Annotated in this window: 15 protein-coding genes; 11 read left to right on the top strand and 4 right to left on the bottom strand. The window is 67.6% G+C overall.

The window, feature by feature from the left end; genetic code table 11:
- Window positions 1-127: 127 nt before the first annotated feature.
- Window positions 128-580 (top strand): DUF6318 family protein, encoded by a 453-nt coding sequence (locus tag E0H50_RS30995; protein WP_238151453.1) that lies wholly within the window; start codon window positions 128-130, stop codon window positions 578-580.
- 353 nt (window positions 581-933) lie between these two features.
- Here the strand turns inward: E0H50_RS30995 and E0H50_RS44285 are convergent, their stop codons facing one another.
- A complete protein-coding gene (locus E0H50_RS44285) occupies window positions 934-2196 on the bottom strand; it encodes an alpha/beta hydrolase (protein WP_272948533.1) in 1263 nt (420 codons plus the stop codon).
- Between the two features lie 106 nt (window positions 2197-2302).
- Between E0H50_RS44285 and E0H50_RS31005 the strand changes: the two genes are divergently transcribed.
- The 9 genes from E0H50_RS31005 to E0H50_RS31045 all read left to right on the top strand — a co-directional run bounded on the left by E0H50_RS31005 (window position 2303) and on the right by E0H50_RS31045 (window position 11993).
- Window positions 2303-4462 (top strand): RNA degradosome polyphosphate kinase, encoded by a 2160-nt coding sequence (locus E0H50_RS31005; protein ID WP_131294228.1) that lies wholly within the window; start codon window positions 2303-2305, stop codon window positions 4460-4462.
- Between the two features lie 20 nt (window positions 4463-4482).
- Window positions 4483-5361 carry an NUDIX hydrolase gene (locus E0H50_RS31010; protein ID WP_131294230.1) on the top strand — a complete coding sequence of 293 codons (879 nt, stop codon included), beginning with the start codon at window positions 4483-4485 and terminating at the stop codon, window positions 5359-5361.
- Window positions 5362-5499: 138 nt separating this feature from the next.
- Window positions 5500-5973, top strand: a complete 474-nt coding sequence (locus E0H50_RS31015; RefSeq protein WP_131294232.1) for a bifunctional nuclease family protein — start codon at window positions 5500-5502, stop codon at window positions 5971-5973.
- A gap of 277 nt (window positions 5974-6250) precedes the next feature.
- Entirely contained in the window at window positions 6251-7366 is a 1116-nt protein-coding gene (pstS, locus tag E0H50_RS31020; protein ID WP_131294234.1) for a phosphate ABC transporter substrate-binding protein PstS, read from the top strand.
- Window positions 7367-7657: 291 nt separating this feature from the next.
- The gene (gene pstC, locus E0H50_RS31025; protein ID WP_131294391.1) at window positions 7658-8710 is read left to right on the top strand and encodes a phosphate ABC transporter permease subunit PstC; all 1053 of its coding nucleotides are present in this window, start codon (window positions 7658-7660) and stop codon (window positions 8708-8710) included.
- Window positions 8707-9627: a phosphate ABC transporter permease PstA gene (gene pstA / locus E0H50_RS31030; protein WP_131294236.1), complete on the top strand. Its 921-nt coding sequence runs from the start codon at window positions 8707-8709 to the stop codon at window positions 9625-9627. The genes pstC and pstA overlap by 4 nt, the downstream gene beginning before the upstream one ends.
- A gap of 20 nt (window positions 9628-9647) precedes the next feature.
- Window positions 9648-10424, top strand: coding sequence for a phosphate ABC transporter ATP-binding protein PstB (gene pstB / locus E0H50_RS31035; RefSeq protein ID WP_131294238.1), 777 nt, complete (start codon window positions 9648-9650; stop codon window positions 10422-10424).
- Between the two features lie 183 nt (window positions 10425-10607).
- The gene (locus tag E0H50_RS31040; protein WP_131294240.1) at window positions 10608-11477 is read left to right on the top strand and encodes an RDD family protein; all 870 of its coding nucleotides are present in this window, start codon (window positions 10608-10610) and stop codon (window positions 11475-11477) included.
- Window positions 11478-11645: 168 nt separating this feature from the next.
- Window positions 11646-11993, top strand: a complete 348-nt coding sequence (locus tag E0H50_RS31045) for a hypothetical protein (protein WP_131294242.1) — start codon at window positions 11646-11648, stop codon at window positions 11991-11993.
- Window positions 11994-11999: 6 nt separating this feature from the next.
- Here the strand turns inward: E0H50_RS31045 and E0H50_RS31050 are convergent, their stop codons facing one another.
- The gene (locus E0H50_RS31050; protein ID WP_238151424.1) at window positions 12000-12425 is read right to left on the bottom strand and encodes a DUF2752 domain-containing protein; all 426 of its coding nucleotides are present in this window, start codon (window positions 12423-12425) and stop codon (window positions 12000-12002) included.
- Window positions 12426-12480: 55 nt separating this feature from the next.
- Here E0H50_RS31050 and E0H50_RS31055 point away from each other — a divergent pair, with 55 nt between their 5' ends.
- Complete coding sequence (locus E0H50_RS31055; RefSeq protein ID WP_131294244.1) at window positions 12481-13161, top strand: RDD family protein; 681 nt, start codon at window positions 12481-12483, stop codon at window positions 13159-13161.
- A gap of 2 nt (window positions 13162-13163) precedes the next feature.
- On the opposite strand, the gene E0H50_RS31060 is transcribed toward E0H50_RS31055, so the two are convergent.
- Both E0H50_RS31060 and E0H50_RS31065 read right to left on the bottom strand, forming a co-directional pair.
- Complete coding sequence (locus E0H50_RS31060; protein WP_131294246.1) at window positions 13164-13718, bottom strand: hypothetical protein; 555 nt, start codon at window positions 13716-13718, stop codon at window positions 13164-13166.
- Window positions 13715-14314: a transposase gene (locus tag E0H50_RS31065; protein ID WP_131294248.1), complete on the bottom strand. Its 600-nt coding sequence runs from the start codon at window positions 14312-14314 to the stop codon at window positions 13715-13717. Before E0H50_RS31065 ends, E0H50_RS31060 begins: the two co-directional genes overlap by 4 nt.
- Window positions 14315-14421: the final 107 nt, after the last annotated feature.

Here is a 14421-nt window from a genome sequence, read left to right on the forward strand (position 1 = left end):
CTGCGGCAACACCAATTCCGATGCCAGCAGCCCGAACACAATCTCATCCTCGGCAGCTTCGTCGGTCGGCACGGCTTCGGGGACGCCTGCGGCTACACCGTCGGATTCCGGTAGCGCAACGCCCTCGGTGCCCGGGGCACAGGTTCCGACCGTCGCGCCCGGCAGGCCTGCGGCGGCACGAGGGGTCACACTTGCCTCTGCGGAGCAGTTCGTGCGGTATTACAGCGACCTTTTGAACTACGCTGCCGACACCGGCGACACCGTTGCACTTGTCAAGGCGAGTTCTGCGGTTTGTGAGAGCTGCAAGGCATACGCAGACTTCATCGCCAAGTCCAATGCGGCCAACGGTCTGCTGAGCGGCGATTACCACGAACACATCGTCGACGTACCGCAACTGAATCGTGGAAAGCCAGGATTCGCCGGTGGATCGGCGAACCTGACTGTCGGCGCGTACACGAGCAAAGAAACCAAGACCGACAGCCCATTGGTCAGTCAACCGGCGCAGTACAGCCGGAAGTTCGCGCTCGTCGATCAAGGCGGGAATTGGGTCATGTACGAGTGGAAACAGACCGAGCAATGAAGCCGACTGTCGGCCTCCTGGCTGTCCTGGTGCTCGGATCCGCGTTTGACGCCCGGAATGACGTGGGCATCGGCGGGGCTACCTCTCGGCACTCAGGCAGGAACTCAAGCCGAACGCGACGATGGCCCGACCCATCCTGAGGGGTGCGGGTCTCCGGTTCTGGTCCAGCAACTTGCTTGCCTGCACCTGGAGCTTGGTGGCGGATCGCCCGCGCTGAACCACGAGTGCGCCGGGAAATCCGTACCCATCGAAGGAGATCCAACGCTTATCCCGTCTCGCCGGGGTTCGGGAGGATATCTGGCTGGTTTGGGTGGGGAATCCTCCCCAGGTTGGGCTGGGGGGTTCGCGGGTGGTTAGTGCAGGGTTGCTCTCAGGTGGTTGGTGAGGTGGGTTTGGGCTGCTCTTGTGGTGCCGGGGACTGTTAGGAGGTTGGCGTGGCCGTGGGGGAGGGTGGGGTGGTGGGCGTGGGTTAGGGGGTTGCCGGCGGCTTTCAGGGCGGTGGCGTATTCGAGGCCTTCGTCTCGGAGGGGGTCGAAGCCGGCGGTGGTGAGGTAGGTGGGTGGGAGGCCTGTGAGGTCTTCGGCTCGGAGGGGGGAGACGATCGGGTCGGGGCGGAGGGTGGGGTCGGGGGTGTAGTGGTCGCGGTACCAGATGATGTCTTCCTCGGTGAGGAGGAAGCCCTCGGAGAACAGGTCTCGGCTCGGGCGGCGGGCGACCAGGTCTACGGCTGGATAGAGGAGGACCTGGAGGGCCGGCCGTGGGAGGCCGCGGCGGACTGTTTGCTGGGCGACCACGGCTGCCAGGTTGCCGCCGGCGCTGTCGCCGCCTACGGCTACCAGGGTTGGGTCTGCGCCTAGGTCCTCGGCGTGGTCTACGGCCCAGGTGAAGGCGGCGATCGCGTCTTCGGCGGCGGTTGGGGCGGGGGCTTCGGGGGCTAGGCGGTAGTCGACAGAGAGGACGCGGATGCCGGCGTCCGCGGCGATCGCGCGGCAGAGCGCGTCGTGCGTGCCGAGATCGCCGACCACCCAGCCGCCCCCGTGGAAGAACACCAGGAGACCCCCGCGGCCCGAGCGCCTTGCGGCACCAGCGTCCGGCGCCGAGCCGGACGCTGGTGCCGCAGATTCGTGCGCCGCGAAGCCGGCGCCGGGGCCAGCTGAGCCGGGTGTGGCCGAACCGGCGGCGACTGGGCCGGAGGTGCCTGGGTCGGAGGTGCCTGGGTCGGAGGTGGCTGAGCCGGGTGCGGCTGGGCTGGGTGCGGGTGGGGTGGGTGGGGTGGGGCGGGGGATGTAGAGGCGGGCTTCTAGTTGGCCGGCGGCGCCTCGGACGGTTAGGTCGGTTACTCGGAGTAGGGCGGCGGGGGTGCCGGGGATCAGTTTGCAGAGGTTGCGGAAGTGGGTGCGGGCTGTCGCGGCGTCGGTTTTGGTTGTGTGTGGCAACAAGTTGTCGACGCGCAGGAGGAGTTGGACATCGGGGTCCAGGGTGTTGCCGTCGATCTGGATCGGGGCGCCGGCGAGCCGTCGGCGGACGGCGGCGGGCAGGGCGTACAGCGGGAGGAGGGCGTTCGCTTGTACGGCGGTCACCGTGTCGCGCAGTACCGAGTCCAGTCGTAGGTTCACAAGGTGTGACGCTAGCAACCGCGACCCCGAACAAGCGTCTCCAGGCAACGAAAAGGTCACATCGGCCAACGCGCGGACGGCTACCCGTTGTTCACCAAAGGATGGGATGCTGAGCGGTGTGGCTGGAGATCTGCTGGCATCGCACAACCGGGAGTACGACGTTGAACCGCCGTACGACATCAGTGCGGCCGGTGACCTCCCCGCGGACCGGTTCTCCGACCGGGAACTGAGCTGGCTGGCGTTCAACCAGCGGGTCCTGGAACTCGCCGAGAACGACCGGATCCCGCTGCTCGAGCGGGCCAAGTTCCTCGCGATCTTTGCCAGCAACCTGGACGAGTTCTACATGGTCCGGATCGCCGGCCTGAAGCGCCGGATCGCGGCCGGGGTCGCGGTGAAGGCGGCCAGTGGCCTGCTCCCCCGCGAGGTTCTGGACCGCAGCCTGGCGCGGAGCCGGGAGCTGATGGACCGGCACGCGGAGACCTGGCGCAAGTCGGTGCAGCCGGCGTTGACCGAGCAGGGCATCGACATCCTGCGCTGGGACGAACTGGAGCACAGCGAGCGCGAGGACATGACCCGGTTCTTCCGGGAGCGCGTGTTCCCGGTGCTGACCCCGCTGGCGGTCGACCCGTCGCACCCGTTCCCGTACATCTCCGGTCTGAGCCTGAATCTCGCGGTCGTGGTGCGCAACCCGGACACCGGCGGTGAGCACTTCGCCCGGGTGAAGGTGCCGCCGCTGCTGCCGCGGTTCGTGAAGGTCGCCGAGGGGCGGTTCGTGCCGCTCGAGGACGTCATCGCCACCCACCTCGGCCAGTTGTTCCCGGGGATGGAGGTCACCCAGCACCACACGTTCCGGGTGACCCGCAACGAGGACCTCGAGGTCGAGGAGGACGACGCCGAGAACCTGCTGGCCGCGCTCGAGAAGGAGCTGCTGCGCCGCCGGTTCGGTCCTCCGGTGCGGCTCGAGGTGGAGGAGTCGATCGACCCGCAGGTGAAGGCGCTGCTGCTGTCCGAGCTGGGCGTCACCGAGGCGGAGGTGTTCGAGCTCCCGGGCCCGCTGGACCTGCGTGGTCTGTTCACCATCGCCAGCCTGGACCGTGCGGAGCTGAAGTACCCGGCGTTCGTGCCGTCGACGCATCCGCACCTGGCCGAGGTGGAGACCGCGAACCCGGCCGACATGTTCCACGCGCTCAAGCAGCGCGACGTCCTCGTCCACCACCCGTACGACTCGTTCTCCACCAGCGTCCAGCGCTTCATCGAGCAGGCCGCCGCGGATCCGCACGTCCTGGCGATCAAGCAGACGCTGTACCGGACCAGTGGTGACTCCCCGATCGTCGACGCGCTCATCGACGCCGCGGAGGCCGGCAAGCAGGTGCTGGTCCTGGTGGAGATCCAGGCGCGTTTCGACGAGCAGGCGAACATCAAGTGGGCCCGGCAGCTCGAGCACGCCGGCTGCCACGTCGTGTACGGCGTCATCGGCCTCAAAACGCACAGCAAGCTGTCGCTGGTCGTCCGTGACGAGCCGGACGGCCTGCGCCGGTACGCGCATATCGGCACCGGCAACTACCACCCGAAGACAGCCCGGCTGTACGAGGACCTGGGCCTGCTGACCAGCGACAAGGTGGTCACCGAGGACGTCGCGCTGCTCTTCAACCACCTGTCCGGCTTCGGTCGGAGCGCCGGCTATCGGCGGATCCTGGTCGCTCCCCAGTCGGTACGGCGGGGGCTGGTCGAGCGGATCGACCGGGAGGTGCAGCACCACCACGCGGGTCGCCCGGCGCGGATCCGGATCAAGGTGAACAGCCTGGTCGACGAGGCCCTGTCCGACGCGCTCTACCGGGCGTCGCAGGCCGGCGTACCGGTCGACCTGTGGATCCGCGGCATCTGCACGATCCGCCCCGGCGTACCGGGCCTGTCGGAGAACATCCAGGTCCGCAGCATCCTGGGCCGGTTCCTCGAGCACAGCCGGGTGTTCCTGTTCGAGAACGGCGGTGAGCCGGAGGTGTGGATCGGCTCGGCCGACCTGATGCACCGCAACCTCGACCGCCGGGTGGAGGTGCTGGTGCAGCTGAAGCAGCCGGACCACGTCACCGAGCTCGGTGAGCTGTTCGACCTGGCGATGGACGACGGCACCGGCTCCTGGTGGCTGCAGGCGGACGACACGTGGCAGGCCCGGCTCAGCGGACCGGACGGTGAGCCGCTGCGGGACATGCAGGAAAGGCTGATCGCAACGCGCGGCCGCCGCCGGGCCTCCGAAGCGATCGGTTAGTCACGTCCTAGGGTGATTTCATGAGGAGCACGGCGACCGTCATCGCCGCGGGTGGTGTCGTGTGGCGAGAGCGCCGCGGCACCCGGCAGGTCCTGCTGGTGCACCGGCCCCGGTACGACGACTGGTCCCTCCCGAAGGGCAAGCTCAACGCGCACGAGCATGTGCTGCTCGGTGCGCGACGGGAGATCGAGGAGGAGACCGGACTGCAGGTCGTCCTCGGTCCCCCGCTGGGCGTGCAGCGGTACGCGGTCCGTAAGAACGGCGGGACCGCGGAGAAGCTGGTGCACTACTGGGCCGCCGCACCGGTCAACGGCAACGAGTTCGAGCCGAACGACGAGGTGGACCAGGTCAGCTGGCTCCCGGTCGACAAGGCACGCAGCAAGCTCAGCTACCCACGTGACGTGGACATCCTGGACGCATTGGACCAAGCGGTTCCGGTCGTATCCACAGTCGTCGTGGTACGGCATGCGGAGGCCGTGAAGCGGAAGGACTGGGACGGCAAGGACACCCTCCGTCCACTCACCAGCAACGGTACGGCGGTCGCGCAGCGAATGACCGGCGTACTGGCCGCACTGGGCGCCAACCGGATCATCAGCAGCGACGCGGAGCGGTGTGCCGCGACGGTCATGCCGTACGCCGCCTCTATCGACCGGCACATCCACCTGTGGCCGGAGATCTCCGAACGCGGGTACGACGCCGACCCGGACGGACTGCGTGGTCTGGCCGAGCGGGTGTGGAGACCGGGCAAGGTGACGGTCGTCTGCTCGCACCGGCCGGTCCTGCCGGCGCTGGCACGGGAGCTGGGCCTGAGGGTCGGCAAGTACTCCACGGGTGCGTTTCTGGTCGCACACCGACTGGCTGACGGGCGGCTGGTGCACGAGCGATTCAGCGCACCGTAGCCGCCGCGACACGGCTCGGTGACGATCCAGGCACAGCCGACGGGGTGGCCGGGTGACACTGGTGGTGACGGGTATGTTCCTACCCGAGGAACCGGTGCCCCACCGGGTGCCGGTCTGAGGAGAGGTTCGGGGCGCACCATGACGATGATGCGAGAACTGACACTGATCGGGATCCGGATGGAATCGCCCAACCGGGCCCCGGTGATGATGCTGCGCGAGTCCGAGGGCTACCGCTACCTGCCGATCTCGATCGGCTCGGTCGAGGCGACGGCGATCGCCTACGAGGAACAGGGCCTGCGTCCGTCGCGGCCGCTCACCCATGACCTGATGCGCGACCTGATCGAGGCGTTCGGCGTGCACATCGAAGCGGTCGAGATCGTCGAGCTGCGCGACGCCGTGTTCTACGCCGAACTCGTGCTGGCCAACGGCGCCCGGGTCTCGGCCCGCCCGAGCGACTCGGTGGCGCTCGCGGTCCGTCTCGGTACGCCGATCCGCTGCACCGAAGAGGTACTGCGGGAAGCCGGCGTCGCGACCCCCGAGGAGGAACAGGCCGAGCTGGAGCGCTTCCGGCAGTTCCTCGACGGCGTCGCCCCGGAGGACTTCTCCAGCTGACGTTCACCCGTCCCGCGTGGCACGGCGACGTACTAGCGTTCATGTTGCCGGTGCGCTGCGCGTTACCGAAACGTGAGCCAACAGCCGTTTACATCCACGGAGAGTGACGGCTCCTAACTCAGTTCACCTAATGGCCGCCTGTCGGCACGCCAGACGTCGCGCACGCTACCGAAATCGTTCACCGCTCGTTCACCGGTGACGGACCGGTCGGTCACCTGGTCTCCCTACCGTCTGTGGAAGTTCAGAAGTCTGATTCCCGCAGAAGGGCAACACTCTCGTGTCCGTCAATCGCCTGTTCCGCGTCGGCTCCGTCGCCGTGGCCTCCCTCGGCGTCCTCGCCCTGAGTGCCTGTGGCAGTGACCCCGAGCCGACCGGTTCGTCGAGCCCCGACTCCTCGACGTCGTCGGCCGGCGCAGAGTGCCCGCAGGGCACGCTGAACGCCGAAGGTTCCTCGGCGCAGAAGAACGCCATCGAGGAAGTCATCAGCAAGTACAACGAGAAGTGCGCCGACGTCACGGTGAACTACAACCCGACCGGCTCCGGCGCGGGTATCAAGCAGTTCAACGCGAACCAGGTCGACTTCGCCGGTTCCGACTCGGCGCTCAAGCCCGACGAGCAGACCGCGGCCACGAAGCGCTGCGCGAACAACGCGGCCGTCAACCTGCCGATGGTGATCGGCCCGGTCGCGATCGCCTACAACGTCGACGGCGTCACCAAGCTGACCCTCGACGGCCCGACCGCCGCCAAGATCTTCCAGGGCACCATCAAGACCTGGAACGACCCGGCGATCGCCAAGCTGAACGCGGGCGTCACGTTGCCGTCGGCACCGATCTCGGTGTTCTTCCGCTCCGACGAGTCCGGCACCACCGAGAACTTCACCAAGTACCTGAAGGCGGCCGGCGGCGGCGCCTGGACCGGTGAGCCGGCCAAGAAGTGGACTGGTACCGGCTCCGGCAAGGAGAAGTCGGCCGGTGTCGCCGAGGGTGTGAAGAGCACCAAGAACGCGATTACGTACGTCGAGTGGTCGTACGCCGTCGACAACAAGCTGGGCGTCGCCCAGATCGAGACCGGTTCGGGCACCCCGGTCGAGCTGTCCGCCGAGTCCGCCGGCAAGGCGCTGGCCGCGGCCAAGCCCGCCGACGCGTCCGGCAAGGACCTGGCCATGAAGCTGGACTACGCGACCAAGGCCCCGGGTGCGTACCCGATCATCCTGGTCACCTACGAAATCGCCTGCACCAAGGGCCTTCCGGCCGAGAAGACCGCGCTGGTGAAGAGCTTCCTGAGCTACTTCGTCAGCAAGGACGGCCAGGCGTCGCTGACCGACCTGAACTACGCGCCGCTCCCGGCCGAGATCCAGACCAAGGTCGACGCCGCCATCCAGGCGATCAGCTGATCGAGAAGCAGTACTGATGCGAGCCCCGGCCGATCCGAGTCATCGGAGGACGCCGGGGCTCGCCTCGTCAGACCCAGACGTGACCATCACGACTCAGGCGCTTGGAGCAGCATCGAAATGAGTAGTCCAGACGGCACGGCACCGCCCGACCGGCCGGACGGCACAGCCTCCGACGAGACAGAACCGAAGATCGAGGATCTGGTCCACGAGGACGCCGGCCCGACCCCGCAGTTCGGCGGCCTGGCTTCCGAACACGCCGAGCACGAGGCGGCGCAGCAGCCCGCCGAGGTGATGACCGAGTCCGGTGTCGAGGCCGCGGGGACGAAGGCCACGACCGAGACCGGCGGCAAGCTCGAACTCGGCCCGGTCGGGCATCTCGGCGACCGGCTGTTCGGCGGGCTCGCCCGCGGCTCCGGCGGCCTGGTGGTCCTGATCGTCGCGTTCGTCGGCATCTTCCTGCTGGCGCTGGCGATCCCGGCGCTGATCGACGACAAGAGCAGCTTCCTGTTCTCCCGGATCTGGGAGCCGGGCGGCGACGAACCGCGGTTCGGGATCGCGGCGCTCTTCTACACCACCGTGATCAGCTCGATCATCGCGATGCTGATCGCGGTCCCGATCGCGATCGGCGTCGCGCTGTTCGTCACGTACTACGCACCGAAACGGCTGGCCGCCCCGGTCGCGCACGCGGTCGACCTGCTGGCCGCCGTACCGTCGATCATCTACGGCCTGTGGGGCATCCTGTTCTTCGCCCCGATCCTGCGCCCGGTGATCAACGGCCTCTCCTCCGCGCTCGGCTGGATCCCGCTGTTCGAGAAGCCGCCGGGCGACAACGTCGGCGTGGTCTTCACCGCGTCGGTGGTGCTGGCGATCATGATCCTTCCGGTGGTCACGGCGATCAGCCGCGAGATCTTCGCGCAGACGCCGATCTCGCACCGCGAGGGCGCGCTGGCGCTCGGCGCCACTCGCTGGGAGATGATCCGGCTGTCGGTGCTGCCGTACGGGCGGTCCGGTGTGGTCAGCGCCTCGATGCTCGGTCTCGGCCGGGCACTCGGTGAGACCGTCGCCGTACTGATCATCCTGTCGGTGCCCAACGGCAACGACCCGTGGAACTCGTCGATCTTCGCCGGTGGCGAGACGTTCGCGTCGAAGATCGCCAACAACGCCGCCGAGTTCGACTCGCCGGAGAAGACCGGCGCGTACATCGCGGCCGGCCTGGTGCTGTTCGTCGTCACGTTCCTGGTCAACTCCGCGGCCCGGATCATCGTCGACCGCAGCACGCCCGGCGCCAAGCGCCCCCGCCGCAACCGCCGTGCCGGTGCCGCCACGGAAGGAGCTTCGGCATGACCGCCGTCGCAGAGAACAAGCCGGCCTACGACGGGAAGGTCCTGGACCTGACCGGGAAGTCCGGGGCCCGGGCCTTCAAGAACACGCTGGCCACCGTGCTGATCGTGCTGGCCTTCGCGGTCGCCATGATTCCGCTGCTGTGGATCCTGTTCACCGTGGTCAGCAAGGGTTACCACCTGCTGCTGAGCGCCGACTGGTGGAGCCAGTCGCAGCGCGGCATCACGGTCCGGCGGGCCGGCGGCGGCGCGTACCACGCCATCATGGGCACGCTGATCATGGCTTTGATCACCGCGGTGATCGCGGTCCCGATCGCGATTCTCGGCGCGGTCTACCTGGTCGAGTACGGCAAGGGCACCCGGGCCGCCAAGGCCGTGAGCTTCATGATCGACATCCTCACCGGTGTCCCGTCGATCGTCGCCGCGCTGTTCGTCTACGCGGTCTGGATCACCGTTTTCGGCTTCAACCGCGTGGGTTTCGCGGTGTCGCTGTCGCTGGTGCTGCTGATGCTTCCGGTCGTCCTGCGGTCCACCGAGGAGATGCTGAAACTCGTGCCGGACGAGTTGCGCGAGGCGTCGTACGCGCTCGGTGTCCCGAAGTGGAAGACGATCCTGAAGGTCGTCGTACCGACGGCGTTCGGCGGCATCATCACCGGCGTGATGCTCGGTCTGGCCCGGGTGATGGGTGAGACCGCACCGCTGCTGATCCTGGTCGGCTACTCCAAGAACATCAACCTGAACCCGTTCGACGGCTTCATGGGCGCACTGCCGACGATGATCAACCAGGACCGTACCGAGCTGGCGTTGCCGAACGCCGCGGACCGGGTCTGGGCGGCGGCGCTGACCCTGATCCTGCTGGTTCTTGCCCTCAACCTGCTGGCCCGGCTCGTCGCCCGGTTCAGCACCATCAAGTCGAAATAGTCGAGAGGTTCTGAGTCGATATGGCTAAGCGCATCGAGGTCAGCGGCCTCAACGTCTACTACGGCGACTTCAAGGCCGTCGAGGACGTGTCGATGACGGTCGAGCCCCGCTCGGTCACCGCGTTCATCGGCCCGTCCGGCTGCGGCAAGTCCACGTTCCTGCGCACCCTGAACCGGATGCACGAGGTGATCCCGGGCGCCCGCGTCGAGGGCAAGGTGATGCTGGACCAGCAGGACCTGTACGGCAACGGCGTCGACCCGGTCGCGGTCCGGCGGGTCGTCGGCATGGTGTTCCAGCGGCCGAACCCGTTCCCGACGATGTCGATCTTCGACAACGTCGCGTCCGGCCTGAAACTCAACGGCGTCAAGGACCGCAAGAAGCTCACCGAGGTGGTCGAGTCGTCGCTCAAGGGCGCCAACCTCTGGAACGAGGTGAAGGACCGGCTCGACAAGCCGGGCGCGGGTCTGTCCGGCGGTCAGCAGCAGCGGCTCTGCATCGCCCGGGCGATCGCGGTCGAGCCCGAGGTGATCCTGATGGACGAGCCCTGCTCGGCCCTGGACCCGATCTCCACGCTGGCGATCGAGGACCTGATCGAGAAGCTCAAGGACCGTTTCACTGTTGTGATCGTCACGCACAACATGCAGCAGGCGGCGCGGGTCTCCGACCAGACGGCCTTCTTCAACCTCGCCGCGACCGGCAAGCCCGGCCGGCTGATCGAGATGGCCCCGACCAAGCAGATCTTCTCCAACCCGGGCGAAAAAGCGACCGAGGACTACATCACGGGTCGCTTCGGCTAGGTTGTCGTCCGAGTTATCCACAGCTGCGGGCCGGTGATTCACCGGCCCGCAGCTGTATTTGGTGTCAATTGGTGCAACTGTCCACAGATCGGGCGTTTCGCGCTTGCCGTGCCCGCCACTGTGGCCCTCTGACCGCTAGCCTTTGCCCAGTAAACGCGGGTGAACTGTGACGAAAGGACCATCGTGAGCGACCAGAACGTACCCCCGGGCACCGGACCGGAGGACGGCCGGAACCAGGGACCGGGCGCGCCCGGTGGGCAGCCGTCCTATGGACAGGGCGCCCAAGGCCCCGGACAGAACCCGTACGGCAACCCCGGTGCCACACCGCCGGGACAGCCCGGCCAGCCGGGGCAGTACGGCCAGCAGCCAGGTGGTCAGCCGGGTTATGGTCAGCAGCCGGGTCAGCCTGGCTACGGCCAGCCGCAGTACGGCCAGCAGCCGGGCCAGCCCGGTTACGGCCAGCCCCAGTACGGCCAGCAGCCCGGTCAGCCCGGTTACGGCCAGCCCGGCGGCTACCCGCAGGGTCCTGACTACGGCCAGGTGGCGCAGGCGCAGAGCGGCCTCGTGCAGATCCCGGGCATGGGCACCGTGAAGGTGGCCACCATCGGGTCGCGTGCGCTCGCACGCATCATCGACAGCGTCATCCTGTACGCGGTCGTCGGCATCCTGTACTTCGTCTTCATCGGCGGTACGGCGGCGGCGACCAACGACGGCACCGTATCCGACGGCGAGACCGCCGGCATCCTCGGCGGGTTCTTCGCCTTCATCGGTATCTCGGTCCTGATCACGATCCTGTACGAGTTGCTGCTGACGGCGTTCAAGGGCCAGACGGTCGGCAAGATGGTGATGGGCATCAAGGTCGTCCGTTCCGCGGACGGTCAGGTCCCTGGCTTCGGTCCGGCGTTCATGCGCTGGCTGCTGCCGATGATCGGCGCGTTCCTCTGCTACATCGGCGCGCTGCTCGTCTACCTGTCGCCGCTGTTCGACAGCTCCGGCCGGGTGCAGGGCTGGCACGACAAGGCCGCGAACACGCTGGTGATCGGGCTGCGGTAGTCGGCTGAAGGAAACTGGGGAGGGGCTGTGCTGAATCCGTTCGAGCAGGACTGGTGGGATGCGTGGAACTTGTGGAGCGCATTGGGCCAGGGTGTTCAGCTGCAGCCTCTCCCGCCGCCGGTGCCACTGGGCCCCGGCGAGACCGCTCACGCGGTCGAACCTTGCGAGGTGCAACGGTTCGACGGCATCCGGCTCGCCTTCGGGAGCTCCCACGGCAACGCGTCGGCAGCGCAATGGCGCACCATCGACAACGGTACGGCGGTGCTCACGCGGTTCCGCGTGCTACTGCTGAACCGCAACGGCCAGCAGGACTTCGGGCTGGCGGCCGTGACCCGGATGTGGACCGAGCATGACGGGACCGTTCTTGCCTACGGGGACACTCAGTACAAGTTGCGGGTGCCGCGGCCGGTGTGGTTCGACGTCATGTTGAACCATGTCGCGTTCAACCGGCGGATCGACCTCGTGGTCCCGCCGTTCGTGCAGGCCGCGTGGCAGCGCGCCGGCCTGATCAGGTGACCGGCACTAGAAATTCCGTAGTACGCCGAAGATCAGCAAGGCGCCCAGAGCAACTTTCGTGAGGATCGCGACCGCGCGTGGGCTGAGGCGCCGGCGTGGCAGGTTGAGCCAGCCGGCGCGGGACAGCGACCAGGCGAGGACTTCGTAGCCGATGGCAACACCGATGAGCGGGCCGAGGATCAGGACCGCGGCGTTGAAGTGCCAGGCGGCGTTCAGGTCGCCTTCGAGGAGTGCCGCGGCCATTCTGGTCGCTCCGCAGAACGGGCAGTCGAGACCCGTCAGCGTGTGCAGCGGGCACGGGATGCCGAGGCCGGACAGCCGGTAGATCCCGGCCAGCGCGAAGCCGCCGATCCCCACTCCGGCCAGTCCCCAGACGCGGCGATCGACAGGTTTGACCGGTCCTTGTGGACGGGGCATCACCGCGAAGGTCACGTTCCCACCGTACCCGCGATACTGGTCGCATCGATCGACTGGGAGACGGATTCCGATGAGCACACCGACGCCGCCCGACGACAACCGGCCGCAGGACCGGCCGCAGGACCGGCCGTACGGAAACACCGAGCCGGGGTACGGGTACGGACAGCAGCCGGGCTACGGGTACGGACAACAGCCACACCAGCATCCCCAGCAGGCGCCGTACGGGCCGGGCTACGGGCAGCCGTACGGCTCGGCCTACGGCCAGCAGCCCTACGGCTCCTATGGCTACGGCTACGGCGCTCCGATGCCGCCCCTGGCCGACTGGGGGCCCCGCGTCGCCGCGTCACTGATCGACAGCCTGATCGTGCTGGTGCCGATGGCAATCGGATACGGCGCTCTGATCTGGAACGTCGTGGCGCGCGAAGACAACCCTTCCCCGGACGACAATCCACAGTGGTGGGCGATCATCCTCTTCCTGGTGTGCCTCGTCGCCGCCATCGCGCTCAGCCTGTGGAACCGGGTCTTCCGGCAGGGACGGACCGGACAGAGCGTGGGCAAGAGCGCGCTGCACATCAAGCTGATCGACGCCGTGTCCGGAGAGCCGATCGGCGCCGGCAAGTCCTTCCTCCGCGACTTCCTCAGCGGCCTCTTCAACAACGCCTGCTTCCTGAACCTGCTCTGGCCCTTGTGGGACGACCAGAAGCAGACCTGGCACGACAAGGTCATCAACACCTACGTGGTGAAGATCTGACGTCAGTGCGAACGCAGTAGACCCGCGCAGGCCACGGCCCACAGCACACTGCTGAAGGTGCCGATGATGAAGCGCTCCGCAACAGCTTGCGGCGTGACCGAGGCAGGCTGGTCGGGGCTGCGGAGCTCGGGGTACCTGGCGAGTCCCTTGATCGCCAGCACCACAGCGATGCCTTCCGGCCAGCCGGAGACCAGTGACGCGTAGATAGCCATTCGCTCGAGCGCACCGATCAGAGCGCCGCCACGCAGCACCTCACCGGCTTTCTGCGTCGACTGGGCTCGTGTGCTCCTCCGGTCGGCCAGGGCCATCACAGAGGTCGTCAGCGGCCCGCCACCCGTCACTGCCAACGCTCCGGCCAGCAGGAGCAGTATGTTCCACCAGCGCTCGGCCCAGCCGTCCACTCCGTGCCCAGCGAGCAGCAGTACGCCGACAGCTGCCAGACAGGCCAGCATGACGCCACTGATGACGATCTGGAGGTTGGAGCCCGACCTGGGCACCCAGGCGAGTACGGCGAGGACCAGCGCGGCACCGGTCAGCGACAGGACCAGCGCCGTCACGCAGCAGCCCCGGCACCGAGGAGGTCCGCGGCGAGCACCCGTCCGCGCTGTTCCTCGGCGACGCCCGCGGCCTGGGCGCGTTGCGTCACTGCCGACTGGCTGATGCCGAGTTTCACACCGATCTCCCGCCTCGTGAGTCCTTCGCCCAACAGGTCGGCCACGGCCCAGCCACGGTCACTGCGACGCCGCAGCACGGACGCCATCAGCCAGAGCACCGTCTCCACCTGCTCTGCTCTGCGCGAGTCCGCTCCGACCACGTTCACGTGGTGCTGGCTCGACTTCGCCCGCGTCACCGCCTCCCGCGCGAACACGTACGCGTCGCCGCTTCCGGCGCGGGTGCTGCGCGGCAGCGGCTCGGTGACGTCACCGACGCCGAGTCCGACGTACCAGTTGTCCGACCGCAGCAGTTCGACGATCACGTCGATGGTCGGACGGGCCTCGGACAGCACCCCCTGCACCTCGTCGCCGGCGGTCCGCTCGAACTTCCGCAGCAGTCCGGCCCGCCGCGGCCGGCGGTTCAGGGAGTTCAGTAGCTCAGGTACGAGATCGCTCGTGCTTCGGCTGCCGCGCTGATCTACCGTGAGAACGAAGACCATCCCTGCACCTCCTTCTGAACGGCTTAAGGCTACAGTCTTATTCACGTAGAGTGAAGGGTAAAACCTGAATCGGTTCAGCCGGTTACTCCCCGTATCCGGCCCGGAGC

The organism is Kribbella sindirgiensis (assembly GCF_004331435.1).
GTDB classification, from domain to species: Bacteria; Actinomycetota; Actinomycetes; order Propionibacteriales; family Kribbellaceae; genus Kribbella; species Kribbella sindirgiensis.